At 62.9% G+C, this 14,101-nt stretch carries 15 protein-coding genes; 9 read left to right on the top strand and 6 right to left on the bottom strand.

The window, feature by feature from the left end; genetic code table 11:
• Positions 1–88 precede the first annotated feature (88 nt).
• From QTI20_RS15020 to QTI20_RS15050, 7 genes are all read left to right on the top strand, one after another.
• Positions 89–991 carry a LysR family transcriptional regulator gene (locus QTI20_RS15020; protein WP_286552026.1) on the top strand — a complete coding sequence of 301 codons (903 nt, stop codon included), beginning with the start codon at positions 89–91 and terminating at the stop codon, positions 989–991.
• Between the two features lie 332 nt (positions 992–1,323).
• The gene (locus tag QTI20_RS15025) at positions 1,324–2,052 is read left to right on the top strand and encodes a cupin domain-containing protein (protein WP_286552028.1); all 729 of its coding nucleotides are present in this window, start codon (positions 1,324–1,326) and stop codon (positions 2,050–2,052) included.
• Between the two features lie 8 nt (positions 2,053–2,060).
• The gene (locus tag QTI20_RS15030; RefSeq protein ID WP_286552029.1) at positions 2,061–2,816 is read left to right on the top strand and encodes a class I SAM-dependent methyltransferase; all 756 of its coding nucleotides are present in this window, start codon (positions 2,061–2,063) and stop codon (positions 2,814–2,816) included.
• Positions 2,817–2,877: 61 nt separating this feature from the next.
• Complete coding sequence (locus tag QTI20_RS15035) at positions 2,878–4,074, top strand: stearoyl-CoA 9-desaturase (RefSeq protein ID WP_286552031.1); 1,197 nt, start codon at positions 2,878–2,880, stop codon at positions 4,072–4,074.
• Positions 4,075–4,093: 19 nt separating this feature from the next.
• Positions 4,094–4,561: a DUF2000 family protein gene (locus QTI20_RS15040; protein ID WP_286552032.1), complete on the top strand. Its 468-nt coding sequence runs from the start codon at positions 4,094–4,096 to the stop codon at positions 4,559–4,561.
• Entirely contained in the window at positions 4,558–5,265 is a 708-nt protein-coding gene (locus QTI20_RS15045) for an AzlC family ABC transporter permease (RefSeq protein WP_286552034.1), read from the top strand. Before QTI20_RS15040 ends, QTI20_RS15045 begins: the two co-directional genes overlap by 4 nt.
• A gap of 13 nt (positions 5,266–5,278) precedes the next feature.
• Positions 5,279–5,581 carry an AzlD domain-containing protein gene (locus QTI20_RS15050; protein WP_286553428.1) on the top strand — a complete coding sequence of 101 codons (303 nt, stop codon included), beginning with the start codon at positions 5,279–5,281 and terminating at the stop codon, positions 5,579–5,581.
• Positions 5,582–5,651: 70 nt separating this feature from the next.
• Here QTI20_RS15050 and QTI20_RS15055 read toward each other — a convergent pair whose 3' ends face one another.
• The 3 genes from QTI20_RS15055 to QTI20_RS15065 form a co-directional block, all read right to left on the bottom strand.
• Complete coding sequence (locus QTI20_RS15055; protein ID WP_286552035.1) at positions 5,652–6,797, bottom strand: AI-2E family transporter; 1,146 nt, start codon at positions 6,795–6,797, stop codon at positions 5,652–5,654.
• Between the two features lie 161 nt (positions 6,798–6,958).
• Positions 6,959–7,663: a GntR family transcriptional regulator gene (locus tag QTI20_RS15060; protein ID WP_286552037.1), complete on the bottom strand. Its 705-nt coding sequence runs from the start codon at positions 7,661–7,663 to the stop codon at positions 6,959–6,961.
• Between the two features lie 5 nt (positions 7,664–7,668).
• On the bottom strand, positions 7,669–8,988 hold the full coding sequence (locus QTI20_RS15065) for a C4-dicarboxylate transporter DctA (protein WP_286552040.1): 1,320 nt from the start codon (positions 8,986–8,988) through the stop codon (positions 7,669–7,671).
• A gap of 134 nt (positions 8,989–9,122) precedes the next feature.
• Between QTI20_RS15065 and QTI20_RS15070 the strand changes: the two genes are divergently transcribed.
• Entirely contained in the window at positions 9,123–9,980 is an 858-nt protein-coding gene (locus tag QTI20_RS15070; RefSeq protein WP_286552042.1) for an aldo/keto reductase, read from the top strand.
• Between the two features lie 115 nt (positions 9,981–10,095).
• Here the strand turns inward: QTI20_RS15070 and QTI20_RS15075 are convergent, their stop codons facing one another.
• Positions 10,096–11,592, bottom strand: coding sequence for a nucleobase:cation symporter-2 family protein (locus tag QTI20_RS15075; protein WP_286552044.1), 1,497 nt, complete (start codon positions 11,590–11,592; stop codon positions 10,096–10,098).
• 238 nt (positions 11,593–11,830) lie between these two features.
• On the opposite strand from QTI20_RS15075, the gene QTI20_RS15080 reads away from it, so the two are divergent.
• Positions 11,831–12,250 carry a hypothetical protein gene (locus QTI20_RS15080; protein WP_286552045.1) on the top strand — a complete coding sequence of 140 codons (420 nt, stop codon included), beginning with the start codon at positions 11,831–11,833 and terminating at the stop codon, positions 12,248–12,250.
• Between the two features lie 40 nt (positions 12,251–12,290).
• Here the strand turns inward: QTI20_RS15080 and QTI20_RS15085 are convergent, their stop codons facing one another.
• Entirely contained in the window at positions 12,291–12,719 is a 429-nt protein-coding gene (locus tag QTI20_RS15085; protein WP_286552046.1) for a YciI family protein, read from the bottom strand.
• A gap of 140 nt (positions 12,720–12,859) precedes the next feature.
• Positions 12,860–14,086, bottom strand: coding sequence for a M20 family metallopeptidase (locus tag QTI20_RS15090; protein ID WP_183024082.1), 1,227 nt, complete (start codon positions 14,084–14,086; stop codon positions 12,860–12,862).
• Positions 14,087–14,101: the final 15 nt, after the last annotated feature.

The following is a 14,101-nucleotide window of genomic DNA, read 5'->3' on the forward strand; positions in this document are numbered from 1 at the left end:
CACTGTAGGAAGCGGGGCGCGTTCGAAGAAGAGGGCGGGGGGCCATAAAAGCTATTCCGTGGCGGAATAAGTGGCTAGGATGCGGGCCATGGACCGCCTCTTAGCCATGGAGATGTTCGTGCGCGTGGTGGAGACCGGAAGCTTCTCCAAGGCCGCGCGCGAATTCAACACCACCCAGCCCACCGTGACCAAGCAGGTCGCGGCCACCGAGGCGCGTCTCAAGGTGCGGCTGCTCAACCGCAACACGCGCGGCGTGAGCCTGACCGAGCCTGGCGCGCTGTACTACGAGAAGTGCAAGAGCATCGTGCGCGACGCGCAGGAGGCCGACAGCATCGTGCAGCTGCGCCAGAACCAGGCGCAGGGGCTGCTGCGCATCGGCACCTCGGTGGCCTTCGGCCGCCGCGTGGTGGTGCCGCTGGCGCTGGCCTACATGCGCCGGCATCCGCAACTGCAGCTCGACCTGAGCTTCGAGGACCGCTACGTCGACCTGATCGCGCAGGGCATCGACGTCGCGATCCGCATGGGCAAGCTGGCCGATTCCTCGCTGGGCGCGCGCTACCTCGGCGTGAATCCGTGGGTCATGGTGGCGTCACCCGCCTACCTGAAGAAGCACGGCACGCCCAGGCGCGCGCAGGACCTGGGTGCACACGTGGCGCTGGTCTACAGCAGCGTGGTGGGCGACGAGTTCTGGCGCATGCACACGCCCAAGGGCGATGCGGTCACGGTGCCGGTGTCGGGCCGCTTCCGCTCGAACAACCTGTCGGCCGTGCTCGCCGCCGCGCGCGACGGGCTGGGCATCGCGCTGATGCCGCGCTATGTGGCGAGCGAGTCGCTGGCGGCCGGCAAGGTGCTGGCGGTGCTGGCCGACCACAGCCTGCCCGAGCAGGAGATCCATGCGGTCTTCCCCTCGCCCAAGCTGCTGCCCGGCAAGGTGTCGGGCTTCGTGGCCTTCCTGCAGGGGCATTTCGAGGAAGGCTGGTGGGAGCTCTAACAGGAATTTAGCTTGCGGCAGCATGAATGCACTTGGCGCAATACAAAAGTTATCCATGACCACGATTTTTGTAAACGTCAAATTTTAAGTTCATTGTCGTTGCATTGTTAATTCTCTCTCCTCATGATCTGATGCAGATTTGTTTTTCCGCTGTTCGTGAAAGATTGCACTGACTTGCAAACGGCCAGGGCTGGATGTCACTTGTTACCAACAGGGTGGTCGACTCTTCAGGTAGAAACTGCAGGTGGGTTTGGAGGGCGGAACTTCCGGTTCTTCAAGGAAGATTTTCCGGGTAGGCACAAGGGCTGCACCTGGGATCACTAAAGAGGGAGATGAAAATTAAAAAAGACAATCCATTGCAGGGTGATCGGATGTCAATTCGCTTGCTCGAAAAATTCGATTTCGTTGACGATAAGCACCACATACGTGTTCAATCGATTGTTGATTCTGAGTTAAACCTCGATCCCCAGGCGAGTCATTTCGTTGTCATTCATAAAGGTGAAGTGCGTGCGTCATTGGTGACAGGGGAATATGTTCTGCGCGAGAACTGTTTCGGCAGTTTCCCTGGTGCAGTTCGATTGAAGGCGCGTGGGAGTGCATTGATTATCTCGAGCATGGGCTATGAAAGCCCAGTGCTCATGGGGGGGCCCATTGAGGCGAGAGGTCGGCTTCGTTACATTGATGGTTGCACGGCCAGCTTGCTCATCCCTCCGCCCGTGCGTGGTGAACCCTGCTTGAACTTCATGCACCTGCCCTGCCGGACAACGCAAACACTGCACGCACATCCGTCTCCCCGCATCGGTTTGATTCTGTCGGGGAGTGGAAGTTGTGGGACGGCGTATGGCTCTCTTCCGTTCCGACCGGGAACTGTCTTTTTCATTCCAGCAGAAGTGCTGCATAGCTTTCAGAGTGCAGACGAGGCGCTGCGCGTGGTGATATACCACCCCGACTCCGATTCAGGTCCTACGCATACCGATCACACAATGCTTAACCGAACCTATGTCAACGGAAAAACAGCCCAGTCAGGGTGCCTGCAGACCGTCGCTGGTGACCTGGAATGATGCGTTCAATGCCGAACTTGCAACGATGGAATGCCCAGTCGTATGCAGAAAAAGCACATTTCGTTGGCGATCTGGCCGGCGCGGTCGTCGAATTGCTCGATCCTCGGAAAGGTGAGCGAATTCTCGATGTCGGCTGTGGTGATGGCTATCTGACTCATAGGCTTGCCACGATGGGCGCGCGACTGCTTGGCTACGATCTCAGCCCTGAGCTTGCAAATGCGGCTCGCGCTCGAGGCTTGGAAGTCATCGTCGGAAATGCAGAGGAGATGGATTTTAGCTGCGAGTTCGACGCTATTTTCAGTAATGCGGCGCTTCATTGGATGCGACGCCCGAGCGCAGTTGTTGCGGCTGTTGCGAACGCTTTGAAGCCTGGGGGGCGCTTTGTGGGTGAATTCGCGGGGTTCGGAAATGCGTTTCGTATTCGTTGTGAAATTCACCAAGCATTGGAAAGACGAGGCATTGAATCTGCGAAAGTTGATCCGTGGTATTTGCCTACCGCACAAGCCTATCGCGGGGTGTTGGAAGGCGGGGGGCTTATGGTGTCCAACGTAGAATTATTCGATCGCCCTGTGGTGCTGGACTATTCAATCATTGAGTGGATTCGAATCTTTGGAAGTCCATACCTTACGGTGCTTGGTAGTGAATTGGAAAAGACCGTTTTTCTCGACGAAGTAAGTCAGCGGCTCGAGCCTGAGTTGCTCGGCGCTGATGGTCGATGGACCGTGGACTACACCAGAATTCGTTTTCGCGCAGAGAAGGCATGAACACCAAGTAAAACGATGTCTTCACAGTGAAACCGAGCGAAGCTTCAGAGAAATTCCAGAAATGAAAAAGAATACACAAGAAATGTTCGAAGTCGGCCTACGCGAGTCTATGCGCGGACTCCCACTCTTCCTGCAGCCGGTACTGACCTGGCTGACAGGAAAGCCGCTCCATGAACAGCAGCCACCGTCGTATCATTTTCCTCGATGGGGTGACGTAATCTTCACGCTGGTCTTGGCGCTAGGCATCGTTGCTCTGCTGATTTACCTATCCGCTTTGGATACGATTTTTGCGTGGATTGGTATATTCGTGCTGTGGTTGCCGCTGGTAGGATTGTTGCGAAAAGTACAAGTGACACACATGCATCATGCGATTCACAATCGCCTATTCGAGAGTTCTCGTCTTAACAAGGCCTATGCGACCTTGGTGTCTGCTGTACTCTTCATTCAAAATTCAGATGAATATCGTAAGGAGCATCTGGCTCATCACAATGCAGACGTCTTCACTACAAAGGACGATGCTGATGCAGCATTTTTAGCGAGGCTTGGATTCTTGCCGGGACGAAAAAAAGACGAACTCTGGATGAGCTTGTGGATGACAGTTCTGAGCCCGGTTTTTCACTTGCTCTTTTTGCAAGCGCGTCTTACTTCCGTCTTCGTTCGTGCCAAGCCTGTAGCTGTTCTGTTGAGCGTAGGCGCTGCACTCGGGTATGCGATTCTGCTTTGGATTGTTGGTGGAAAGGCCTTTCTTTTGGCTGTTGTGTTGCCTCTATTTCCTCTGTATCACATCAGTGCATTGCTCCAATTTCTAACCGAACATGCATGGAACGTTGCAGCAGGCCCCGTCGAAGATTGGACGCACTATGCGCAACGCTGCTGGGGGCGGTTCTGTGGAGCGCGCTTTCCTCAACGGACCAACGGGTTTGGAGGCGGCATTTTGTTCGTAGCCCGAGTGATGGTGTGGATTGTGAAGATGCTGTTTCTGCACCTGCCGGTGCGCTTGGCCTGCCTCGTGTCGGACCTGCCAGCCCATGACTGGCATCATCTTGCACATATGGCTGGCCAGAATGCGCGCGCTTGGCAGTCAAGCCTCCACCTGCGTCAGAAGGCGATTGCAGATGGTGATCGAGCTGGTTTCGCGCAACGCGAGCTATGGGGCTTGCCACGCATGATCGCCCACCAGTTCACTTGGCTCGAGAGCATCGTGTGCCATTACGAAATGCCGGGCGCAGATTCTCGCTCCCACGCCGCCAGAAAATAAAAAAAGGAGGGACGCTGGAATGGCTTATTCCGATAACGCTCGGAAAACGGTATTGGTACTGAATGCGGAGTTCCCCATTACCGTACTCCTGAATGCGGTCGCACACGTCGCACTCGGGCTAAGGGACGCGCATGGCGCAGAGAACTGGAGATTTCTGGATTACCCCAGTCCCGCTTTCGGCGCGAACAGCCGAATCAGCGAGTATCCGGTCATTGTTCTGCGATGCAAGCGTTCAGCGTCTCTGGAGAAACTTGTTATGCAATTGAAGACGGCAGGCATTGCGCACAACGTCTTCATGGAAAGCATGTTGGGAAGCTCTGCCACGGAACAGCAGCGAAGGACGCTGGAGGCGACCCCGGGCAGCGTGCGAATCGTTTGTGTTTCGCTCGTTGGTGAAGAGACTGAGATTCGGCCATTCATCAAGTCACATACGCTCTACAGCCTCCGCGATACCGCTCATGCGCTGGGTGCGGACACCAAGCCATGAGGCAACGCATCTGGAAGGAGGTTCTTCAGCGCACTTTGCCAGTAGGCATGGGATATCTGCCGACAGGATTTGCGTTTGGCGTGCTGGCCGTTCAGGCCGGCCTTTCGTCAATGCTGGCAATGGCGATGAGTATCTTCATTTTTGCAGGGGCTTTGCAGTTCGCGGCGATCTCCATGCTGGCGTCGCCGGCGGGATTGGGCGCATTCGTGCTGACGACTTTGCTTGTCAATCTGCGCCACGTTCTTTATGCAATCCCATTGATCGATCATTTGCCGCGGCGACGCCTAAGCAGGGCGTACGTGGTGGCAGCACTGACGGATGAGAATTACTCCGTGCTCACGACGCTGCCATCTTCCGAGCGGTTGCGACTGGCGACACGCATCACTCTGTGCAACCATGCCTACTGGATAGTGGGCACGGGTCTCGGCGTGGCGCTCGGCGCGCAGGCGGGTCGTTGGATTCCAAACCTGGATTTTGCGCTGCCGGCGCTTTTCACTATTCTGGCTATTGAACAGTACCTCGTTCGCCGCCGCTGGATGCCGATCATGGTCGGCCTGATGGGCTACCTCATCGCAGCCAAGTGGTTCAGCGGATATGAACTGCTCTTTTCACTCGCCTTTGGGCTGGTGATTCTTGTGGTGTGCGCAATTGCGGCGTCGTCGGTGCCGCGCACTGAAGGGGCGAAAGTTGATTCAGTTGAATGACCCCTGGCTGTCCGTGGCAGTGATGAGCGGCATCACCATCCTGCTGCGGGCAGTCCCACTTTTAATGAGCAAGTCCTGGCTGCGTGCGCCATGGATGTTGCGCTTGAACCAAGAACTGCCGCTCTGCGTCATGGTGGTCCTTATCTTGACCTCGATGGGGAGCTCGGGAGTGCCTGGCCCGTTGTGGTCGCACACAGGGCCGCAAATCGTTGCTCTGGGCTGCGTTGCGTTCAGCTATCTGCGTTGGCGCAACGCTTTGGGGAGTGTTGTGCTCGGATTGGTGGTGCTTTCTTTGCTCACGCGATACATGCTGTAGAGGCGCAGAGCGCACGGATGTTGAATGACACCAGGAGCGCACTTTTTCCGAGACAGTTTCGACTCGTGGCCTAATTTTTCCTTCTGCTGTCGTCGCGCTTGGACAAGAGTGCTGGATCGGACGCCACGGACTCTTTCGGGGCATCTTCGTATGTCCCATGTCCGTTTCCCACATGCCCCGAGTCCGCGAACAGGCTCCAGGCCGCCATGAACAGCGCCGCGATCACCGGGCCGACCACGAAGCCGTTGATGCCGAACAGCGCCATGCCGCCGATGGTGGACATCAGCACGATGTAGTCGGGCATCTGCGTGTCCTTGCCCACCAGCAGCGGGCGCAGGATGTTGTCGACCAGGCCGATCACGAACACGCCCACGAAGATCAGCACGCCGCCCTGCCACCATTGGCCGGTCGCGAGGTAGTAGATCGCCACCGGGCCCCAGATCAGCGCCGCGCCCACCGCGGGCAGCAGCGAGAGGAAGGCCATCAGCACGGCCCACAGAAGCGCGCCCTGCACGCCCAGGAACCAGAAGGTCAGGCCGCCCAGCGTGCCCTGCGCCACGGCCACCGCCACGTTGCCCTTGATGGTGGCGCGGATCACGGTGGTGAACTTGTTCAGCAGGTAGTGCGTGTGCGGCTTGGCGAGCGGCAGCGCATCGCGCACCTTCTTGGAGAGCTCCGCGCCGTCGCGCACCAGGAAGAACAGCAGGTAGAGCATCACGAAGAAGCTCACCACGAAATCGAAGGTGTTCTGCCCGATGGTCAGCGCCTGGCTGGCGACCAGCTGGCTGCCCTGCGCGGCGCCGGCCGAGATGCGGGCCTGCCAGGCTTCCATGTTGCCGAGGTTGAAGCGCTGCACCAGGTTGAGCATCCACTGCGGCAGCGCATCGAGGATCTGCTGGAAGTAGGTGGCGAAGTTGATCTCGCCCGAACGGATGTTCTGCGTGACCAGCGCGATCTCCTGCACCAGCGACACGCCCACCATGGCCAGCGGCAGGATCACGATGAACAGGCACAGCGCCAGGGTCGACAGCGCCGCCGCGTTGCGCTTGCCGGGCATCTTGCGGAGCAGCCACTTGAACAGCGGCGTGAACAGGATGGCCAGTGCCACGCCCCAGAGCACCGCGCCGAAGAAGGGATGCAGCACCCAGAGGAAGGCGGCGGTGACGGCGGCGAGCAGGGCGAGGAACACGCCGCGCTGAAGTTGGGGTGAATTCATAGGTGAGGAGGACTTTATCCGAGCCCGCTGCCGCCGTCGTGTCGGCGGGCATGCCCTCATGAGCCCCCACAAGGCCGGTCCAGGAACCGGCGCCGGACGGCTGCCAGTGCTGGACCTCTAGCTACGCATTCGATAGCAGCCGGCGGTAATAAGTCACGGCTTCAGCGTTTGCCGCGGGGCAGCTCCACGGGCGACAGCGCGGCCCGCAGCCGGCCCGGCGCATCGAGCCCGGGCGCCGGCGCGACCTCGAGCGCGCGTTCGACGTTGCCGATGTGCGTGATCATCAGCGTGCGCGCCGCCGCGTTGTCGCCGGCTTCGAGCTCCGCGACGATCGCGCCGTGCTCGGCGCACGACTGCCCCGCATCGTGCTTCGACTGGTAGAGCGTGGCCGCCAGCGTGGTGCGGGCCGTGAGGTCGCGCAGCACGTCGACCAGCAGCCGGTGGCCCATCTGCTCGGCCAGGCACACATGGAAGTCGGCCAGCAGGAAGGCGCGGGTGGCGGCATCGGCGCCGTCGATGGCGCGCTGCTCCTGGCCGATGTGCTCGCGCAGCTTGCGGATCACCTTCTGCAGCGGCCGGCCCTTGCTCTCGGCCAGGATGCCCGACTCGACGATGCGGCGGGCGGCGAAGGCGTCCTGCGCCTCCTCGGCCGAGGGCTCCACCACGTACCAGCCGCGGCGCGGCTGCACCTCGACGAAGCCGCGCGCCTGCAGCTGCATCAGCGCCTCGCGCACCATGGTGCGGCTCACGTCGAAGGTCTCGGCCAGCGTCTGCTCGCCCAGCCGCTCGCCCGGCGCCAGCTTCTGCGCCAGGATGGCCTCGACCACGCGCGCGGCGATGGCGGTGGGGCTGACGTCGGTCGCCATGGCGCTCAGTGGCCCGTCGACAGCGGCGCGGCACCGGCCTCGGCCAGCGGCTCGTCGTCGGGCGAGTAGGTGCCGTCGAGCACCGCATGCGCGCGCTCGCGGTCGATGTCGCCTTCCCAGGCGGCGATGGCGACGGTGGCCACGCAGTTGCCGATCAGGTTGCCCAGCGCGCGGGCGATGCCCATGAACCAGTCGACCGACAGCACCAGCACCAGCCCGATCGCGGGGATCGCCGGAATCGCATGCAGCGTGGCGGCCAGCACCACGATGGCCGAGCCCGGCACGCCGTGCGCGCCCTTGGAGGTGACCAGCGCGATCGCCAGGATGGTCATCAGGTCGGCCATCGAGATCGGCGTGTTGGTGGCCTGGGCGATGAACACCGCGGCCAGCGTGATGTAGATCGAGAAGGCGTCGAGGTTGAACGAGTAGCCGGTGGGGATCACCAGCCCGACCGTCGAATCGCGGATGCCCATGCGGCGCAGCTTGGCCATGATCTGCGGCAGCACGCTGTCGGAGGAGGTGGTGGCGAATACCACCGCCAGTTCCTCGCGCAGGTAGCGCAGAAGCTTCCACAGGCTGAAGCCCGACATGCGCATCACCAGCCCCAGCACCACGAACACGAAGACCAGCACCGCGCCGTAGAACAGCGCCACCAGCATGCCCAGCTGCTTGAGCGAACCGATGCCGTACTGGCCGACGGTGAAGGCGATCGCGCCCAGCACGCCCAGCGGCGCCAGCTTGATCAGGATGCCCATGATCTTGAACAGCACCAGCGAGAGCGCATCCACCACCACCGCCACCGGCTTGCCGCGCTCGCCCAGCAGCGTGAGCGCGCAGCCGAACAGCACCGCGAACAGCAGCACCTGCAGCACGTCGCCGGTGGCGAAGGCATTGACCACCGTGGTGGGGATCAGCTTCATCAGAAAGTCGACCGTGCCGCCGCTGGTGAGCTTGTCGGCATTGGAGGCATAGGCGCTCATCGCGGCCGGGTCGAGCTTGGACGGATCGACGTTCATGCCCACGCCCGGCTCGAACACGAAGGCCAGCACCAGCCCCATGGCCAGCGCGATGGTGGTCAGCACCTCGAAGTAGATCAGCGACTTGATGCCCACCCGGCCCACGCGCCGCAGGTCGCCCGCGCCGGCGATGCCGTGCACCACCACGCAGAACACCAGCACCGGGATGATCATCTTGATCAGCTTGATGAAGCCGTCACCCAGCGGCTTGAGCTTGACGGCGTACTCGGGGGCCAGCAGCCCCGCGAGCACGCCCAGCACCAGCGCGATGACCACCTGACCGAAAAGCGATTTGGCGAAGCGAGGCATGGAGTCTCCTGTTGTCTTTGGGTTTGCATGCAAGGACCGCTCTATCTTGCATACAAGGAATGTAGGCAAGATGCCCGGGGCACCACAGAGGGTTATCCCGGGGCGGATTCCGGGCCGCTCGTACCATCGGCGCCATGCGAAAACTTCCCCTTCCCACCGGTGGCGAGATGCCGGTTCTCGGTCTCGGCACCTGGCAGATGGGCGAGGCCGAAGCGCGTCGCGCGGCCGAGGTCGCGGCGCTGCGCGAGGCCATCGTGATGGGCTACCGGCTCATCGACACGGCCGAGATGTACGGCGAGGGCGGCGCCGAGACCGTGGTGGGCCAGGCGGTGACCGAGGCCCTGCGTGCCGGCGACGTGCGGCGCGAGGAGCTGTTCATCGTGAGCAAGGTCTATCCGCACAACGCCAGCCGCGAGGACACGCGCGACGCCTGCGAACGCAGCCTGCAGCGGCTCGGGCTCGACGCGATCGACCTCTACCTGCTGCACTGGCGCGGCAACCATCCCCTGCGTGAAACGGTGGAGGCGATGCAGGCGCTGGTGGCGAAGGGCCGCATCGGCCACTGGGGCGTGAGCAACTTCGACACCGACGACATGGAGGCGCTGACGCAGGCCATCGGCGATGGCCCCGGCTGCGCGGTCAACCAGGTCTATCTGTCGCTGGGAGAGCGCGGGCCCGAGTTCGCGCTGCTGCCCTGGCTGCGCGAGCGCGGCATGCCGCTGATGGCCTACAGCCCGATCGATCAGGGCGCGCTGGCCGGGGACGCGGCGCTGGGCCGGCTCGCGACCCGGCTGGGCGTGACGGCCGCGCAGCTCGCGCTGGCCGCGGTGATCGCACGGCCCGGCGTGGTCGCGATCCCGAAGGCGGCGCGCAGTGCGCACCTGAAGGAGAACCTGGCCGCCGCCGACCTGGTGCTGGATGCAGCGACCCTGGCCGAGCTGGACCGGCTGCGGCCACCGCCGCGGCGAAAAATGCCTCTGGCAATGATCTGACGGGCCTCTTCGCGCGGAACACCGCGGAACCGGCTTTGCCGGGCCGCTGGTGTTGCCCCCGGCGAGGGGGTTGGCGCAGCGACACGCAGTGCGCGGAGACTGGGGGTGAGTCGGTTCAGTGCGCCTCGGCCTGCTTGGCCGCGGTGATGATCGCCTGCTCGTCGTGCTTGGCGCCATTGAGGAACAGGTTCAGCAGCACCGCCGTGATCGAGGCCAGCAAAATGCCCGACTCGATCAGCGAGTGCAGGCCGTGCGGCATCCACTGCTTGAAGTTGGGGGCGATCAGCGGAATCATGCCGACGCCGATCGACACCGCGACGATCATCGGGTTGTGGCGGTTGGTCTTGAAGTCCACGCCCGAGAGGATGCGGATGCCGGTGGCGGCCACCATGCCGAACATCACCAGGCCCGCGCCGCCCAGCACCACGGTGGGCAGCGACTCGATCAGCGCCGCCATCTTGGGCAGCAGGCCCAGCACCACCAGGATCACGCCGCCGGCCGCGCAGACATAGCGGCTCTTGATGCCGGTGACCGCGACCAGGCCCACGTTCTGCGAGAAGCTGGTGTAGGGGAAGGTGTTGAAGATGCCGCCGATCAGCGTGCCCAGGCCGTCGGTGCGCAGGCCCTTGGCCAGCGCCTTCTGGTCGACCTTGCGGTCGGTCATCTCGCCCAGCGCCAGGAACATGCCGGTGGACTCGATCATCACCACGATCATGATCAAGGTCATGGTGAGGATCAGCACCGGGTCGAAGGCCGGCATGCCGAAGTGGAAGGGCAGCACCACGTCGAACCAGGGCGCCTTGCCGACCTTCTCGTAGGTCATGATGCCCATCACCGAAGCCACCACCGCGCCGATCACGATGCCCAGCAGCACCGAGATGTTGGCGATGAAGCCCTTGGCGTACTTCACGATCAGCAGGATCGACACCAGCACCAGCGCGGCCACGCCCAGGCCCGTGAGGTCGGCGTACTTGGGGTTGGGCATGGTGGGCATGATCGCGAAGCCCTTGGGCACCGGCGGGATCGAGCTGCCGGGCGAGGTGACCTCGGCCAGCCACTTGGCATAGACCGGATCGACCACCGCGGGCGCGGTCGGGCCGAAGGGGTTGCCGAAGATCCAGTTGATGCCCACGCGCATCAGGCTGATGCCGATCACCGCGATGATCGTGCCGGTGACCACCGGCGGGAAGAAGCGCAGCATGCGGCTGACCATGGGCGCGATCAGGATCGAGATGACGCCGGCCCCGATGATCGAGCCGAACAGCAGCTGCGCCCCTGCGGTGCCGGGGTTGGCATTGGCGATGGCGACCATCGGCGCGACCGAGGCGAAGGTCACGCCCATCATCACCGGCAGCTTGATGCCGAACCACTGCGTGGCGCCCAGCGACTGGATCAGCGTGGCGATGCCGCAGCAGAACAGGTCGGCCGAGATCAGCAGCGCGACCTCGTCGGGCGTGAGCTTGAGCGCGCGGCCCACGATCAGCGGCACCGCGACGGCCCCGGCATACATCACCAGCACATGCTGCAGCCCGAGGGCCGAAACCTTGCCGAGAGGGAGCCGCTGGTCCACGGGATGGACCGTGGCGGGCGGTGCGGACGAGTGAGTGCTCATGGCGAAAACTCCTGCTGAAAACGACGAAGGTCGACGATCAGTCCACATTAACTGTATACAAAGATGTGCGCAATAGTGTTTTCTATCGGTCTCGGAGCACGGCTGCGGCGGCCGTGAAGGCGCAAATTTCAGAGAAATCTAAAACAAAAGGTTTCACAAAAAGTGGGGTGCGATGGCGCGTTGCGACGCAAGATGGCGTCCGGCCTCGTGTCCACCCAACGACCAGAAGGAGTTGCCCATGACTTCCAACCGTCCATGCCTCGGTGCTGCCGCCGTTCCTCGAAGCTGCCGGAATGCGGGCGTCTGGATCGCCGCGATCTGGATGGGTATCGCGAGCGCGCAGCCCAAGGAATTTCCGACCGACGCGACGCCCTTGACGGCCGAAACGCTCAAGGGTCTCGAAGGCAAGAAGTTCGTCGGCAAGCGAGCGGACGGCAAATCCCTGACCTTGGATTTCGGGGCCGATTACGGCTACCGGATCGCCATGCAAGGAGAAGCGGGCATGCTGGACGGCAAGGTGAGACTCGACGGTGACAAGCTCTGCCAGGACATGCGCAAGACCATCGAGAGCAGCTGCAATGACGTGCGGGTCAAGGACAACATGCTGTTCTACAAGCGCAACGTGAATGGCGAGGTGATCGCCTTCGTTGCGCAGTAGCTGCACGGCTGGCGGCGCCAGGCAGGCAAGGCGTCTCGCGTCAGTCGGCGCGCGACTGGCTTTCCCGGCGCAGCCGCGCTTCCTGTTCGCGCAGTTCGGGGGTCAGCGCGTCGCCGAAATCTTCGGGTGCGAAGATCTGCCGGATCTCGATCTCGGAGTCCGTGCGCATCGGGTTGGGGCATTTCCTGACCCATTCGATCGCCTCTTGCAGCGAGGCGCACTTCCAGATCCAGAAGCCGGCGACCAGTTCCTGCGTCGCGGGGAACGGCCCGTCGATCACACGCCGATCCTTGCCGGAAAACGCGACCCTGGCACCATGGGAACTCGGGTGGAGGCCCTCGCCGGCCTCCATCACGCCAGCCTTGACGAGCGCCTCGTTGAAGGCACCCATCGCGGCGAATTCTTCCTGGGTGGGCATCACGCCCGCTTCGCTGTCCTTCGTCGCTTTCACCATCACCATGAAACGCATGTCGATCTCCTTGGCAGACAGAGGAAAGGCCCTCGGTCCACTTTAGCGCGACGAGGGACGCGACGCCAATCGACGGTGCGTCGCCCGCCGGCCACCAGGAGCGGCATCGACGCCGCATGGCACGTCAGCGGGCGCTGCGCTCAGCCCAGCAGGTCGGCCAGCGTGCGCGCGATGACCTTGGTCGCGCGGCGCAGGTCCTCGAGCACCACGCGCTCGTCGCTGCGCTTGGCATGCGACTCGAGCACGGTGCGCGGGCCGGCGCCGTAGATCACGCCCGGGATGCCGGCTTCGCCGTAGAGGCGCACATCGGTGTAGAGCGGCGTGCCCATGGCCTTGATGGGTTCGCCGAACACGTCCTGGCCGTGCTTCTGGATCGCGTCGACCAGCGGCTTGTTGCCGGCCAGCGGCTTCATCGAATTGGCCAGCAGCAGGCGCTTGATCTCGACCGTGATGCCCGCGCTCTCGGCGGCCGCATCGGCGATCACCTGGCGGATGGCGGCCTCGACCTCGACCGGGTTCTCCTCGGGGATCATGCGGCGGTCGAGCTTGAACACCACCTTGCCGGGCACCACGTTGGTGTTGGTGCCGCCTTCGATGCGCCCGACGTTGAGATAGGGGTGGGTGATGCCCTCGACCTTCGACGTGACCTGCTGGTAGCGTGTGTTCTGCGCATAGAGCGCGTTGAGGATCTTGACCGCGCCCTGCAGCGCATCGACGCCGGTGGTGGGGATGGCCGCGTGGGCCATCTTGCCGTGCACCGTGACTTCCATCTGCAGGCAGCCGTTGTGGGCCGTGACCACTTCGTAGCTGAAGCCGGCAGCGATCATCAGGTCGGGTTTCGTCAGGCCGTTCTTGAGCAGCCAGCCCGGGCCGAGGATGCCGCCGAATTCCTCGTCGTAGGTGAAGTGCAGCTCGACCGCGCCCTGGGTGGGCTTGGCCACGGCCTCGAGTGCACGCAGCGCGAAGGTGAAGCTGGCGAAGTCGCTCTTGCTGACCGCGGCGGCGCGGCCGTAGAGGCTGCCCTCGGCGATCTCGCCGCCATACGGGTCGTGCGTCCAGCCGTCGCCCGGGGGCACCACGTCGCCGTGCGCGTTGAGCGCCACCGTGCGGCCGCCGCTGCCGTAGGGCCGGCGCACGATCAGGTTGGTGATCGACTCGAGCCCGTAGTCCTGCACTTCCTGCGCGGGCACGGCATGCTTCTCGGCCTCGAAGCCGAAGTCCTTCAGCAGCTCGGCCGTCCGCTCGGCGTGCGGCGCGTTGTTGCCGGGCGGCGTGTCGGTGGGCACCTGCACCAGTTGCTGCAGGAACTTCACTTCCTCGTCGAAGTGGGCGTCGATCCAGGCGTCGAGCTTGGCGTAGTCGGTCATGTCGTGTCTTCTCCG

The sequence above is a fragment of the Variovorax sp. J2P1-31 genome (genome assembly GCF_030317215.1).
GTDB lineage: Bacteria > Pseudomonadota > Gammaproteobacteria > Burkholderiales > Burkholderiaceae_C > Variovorax.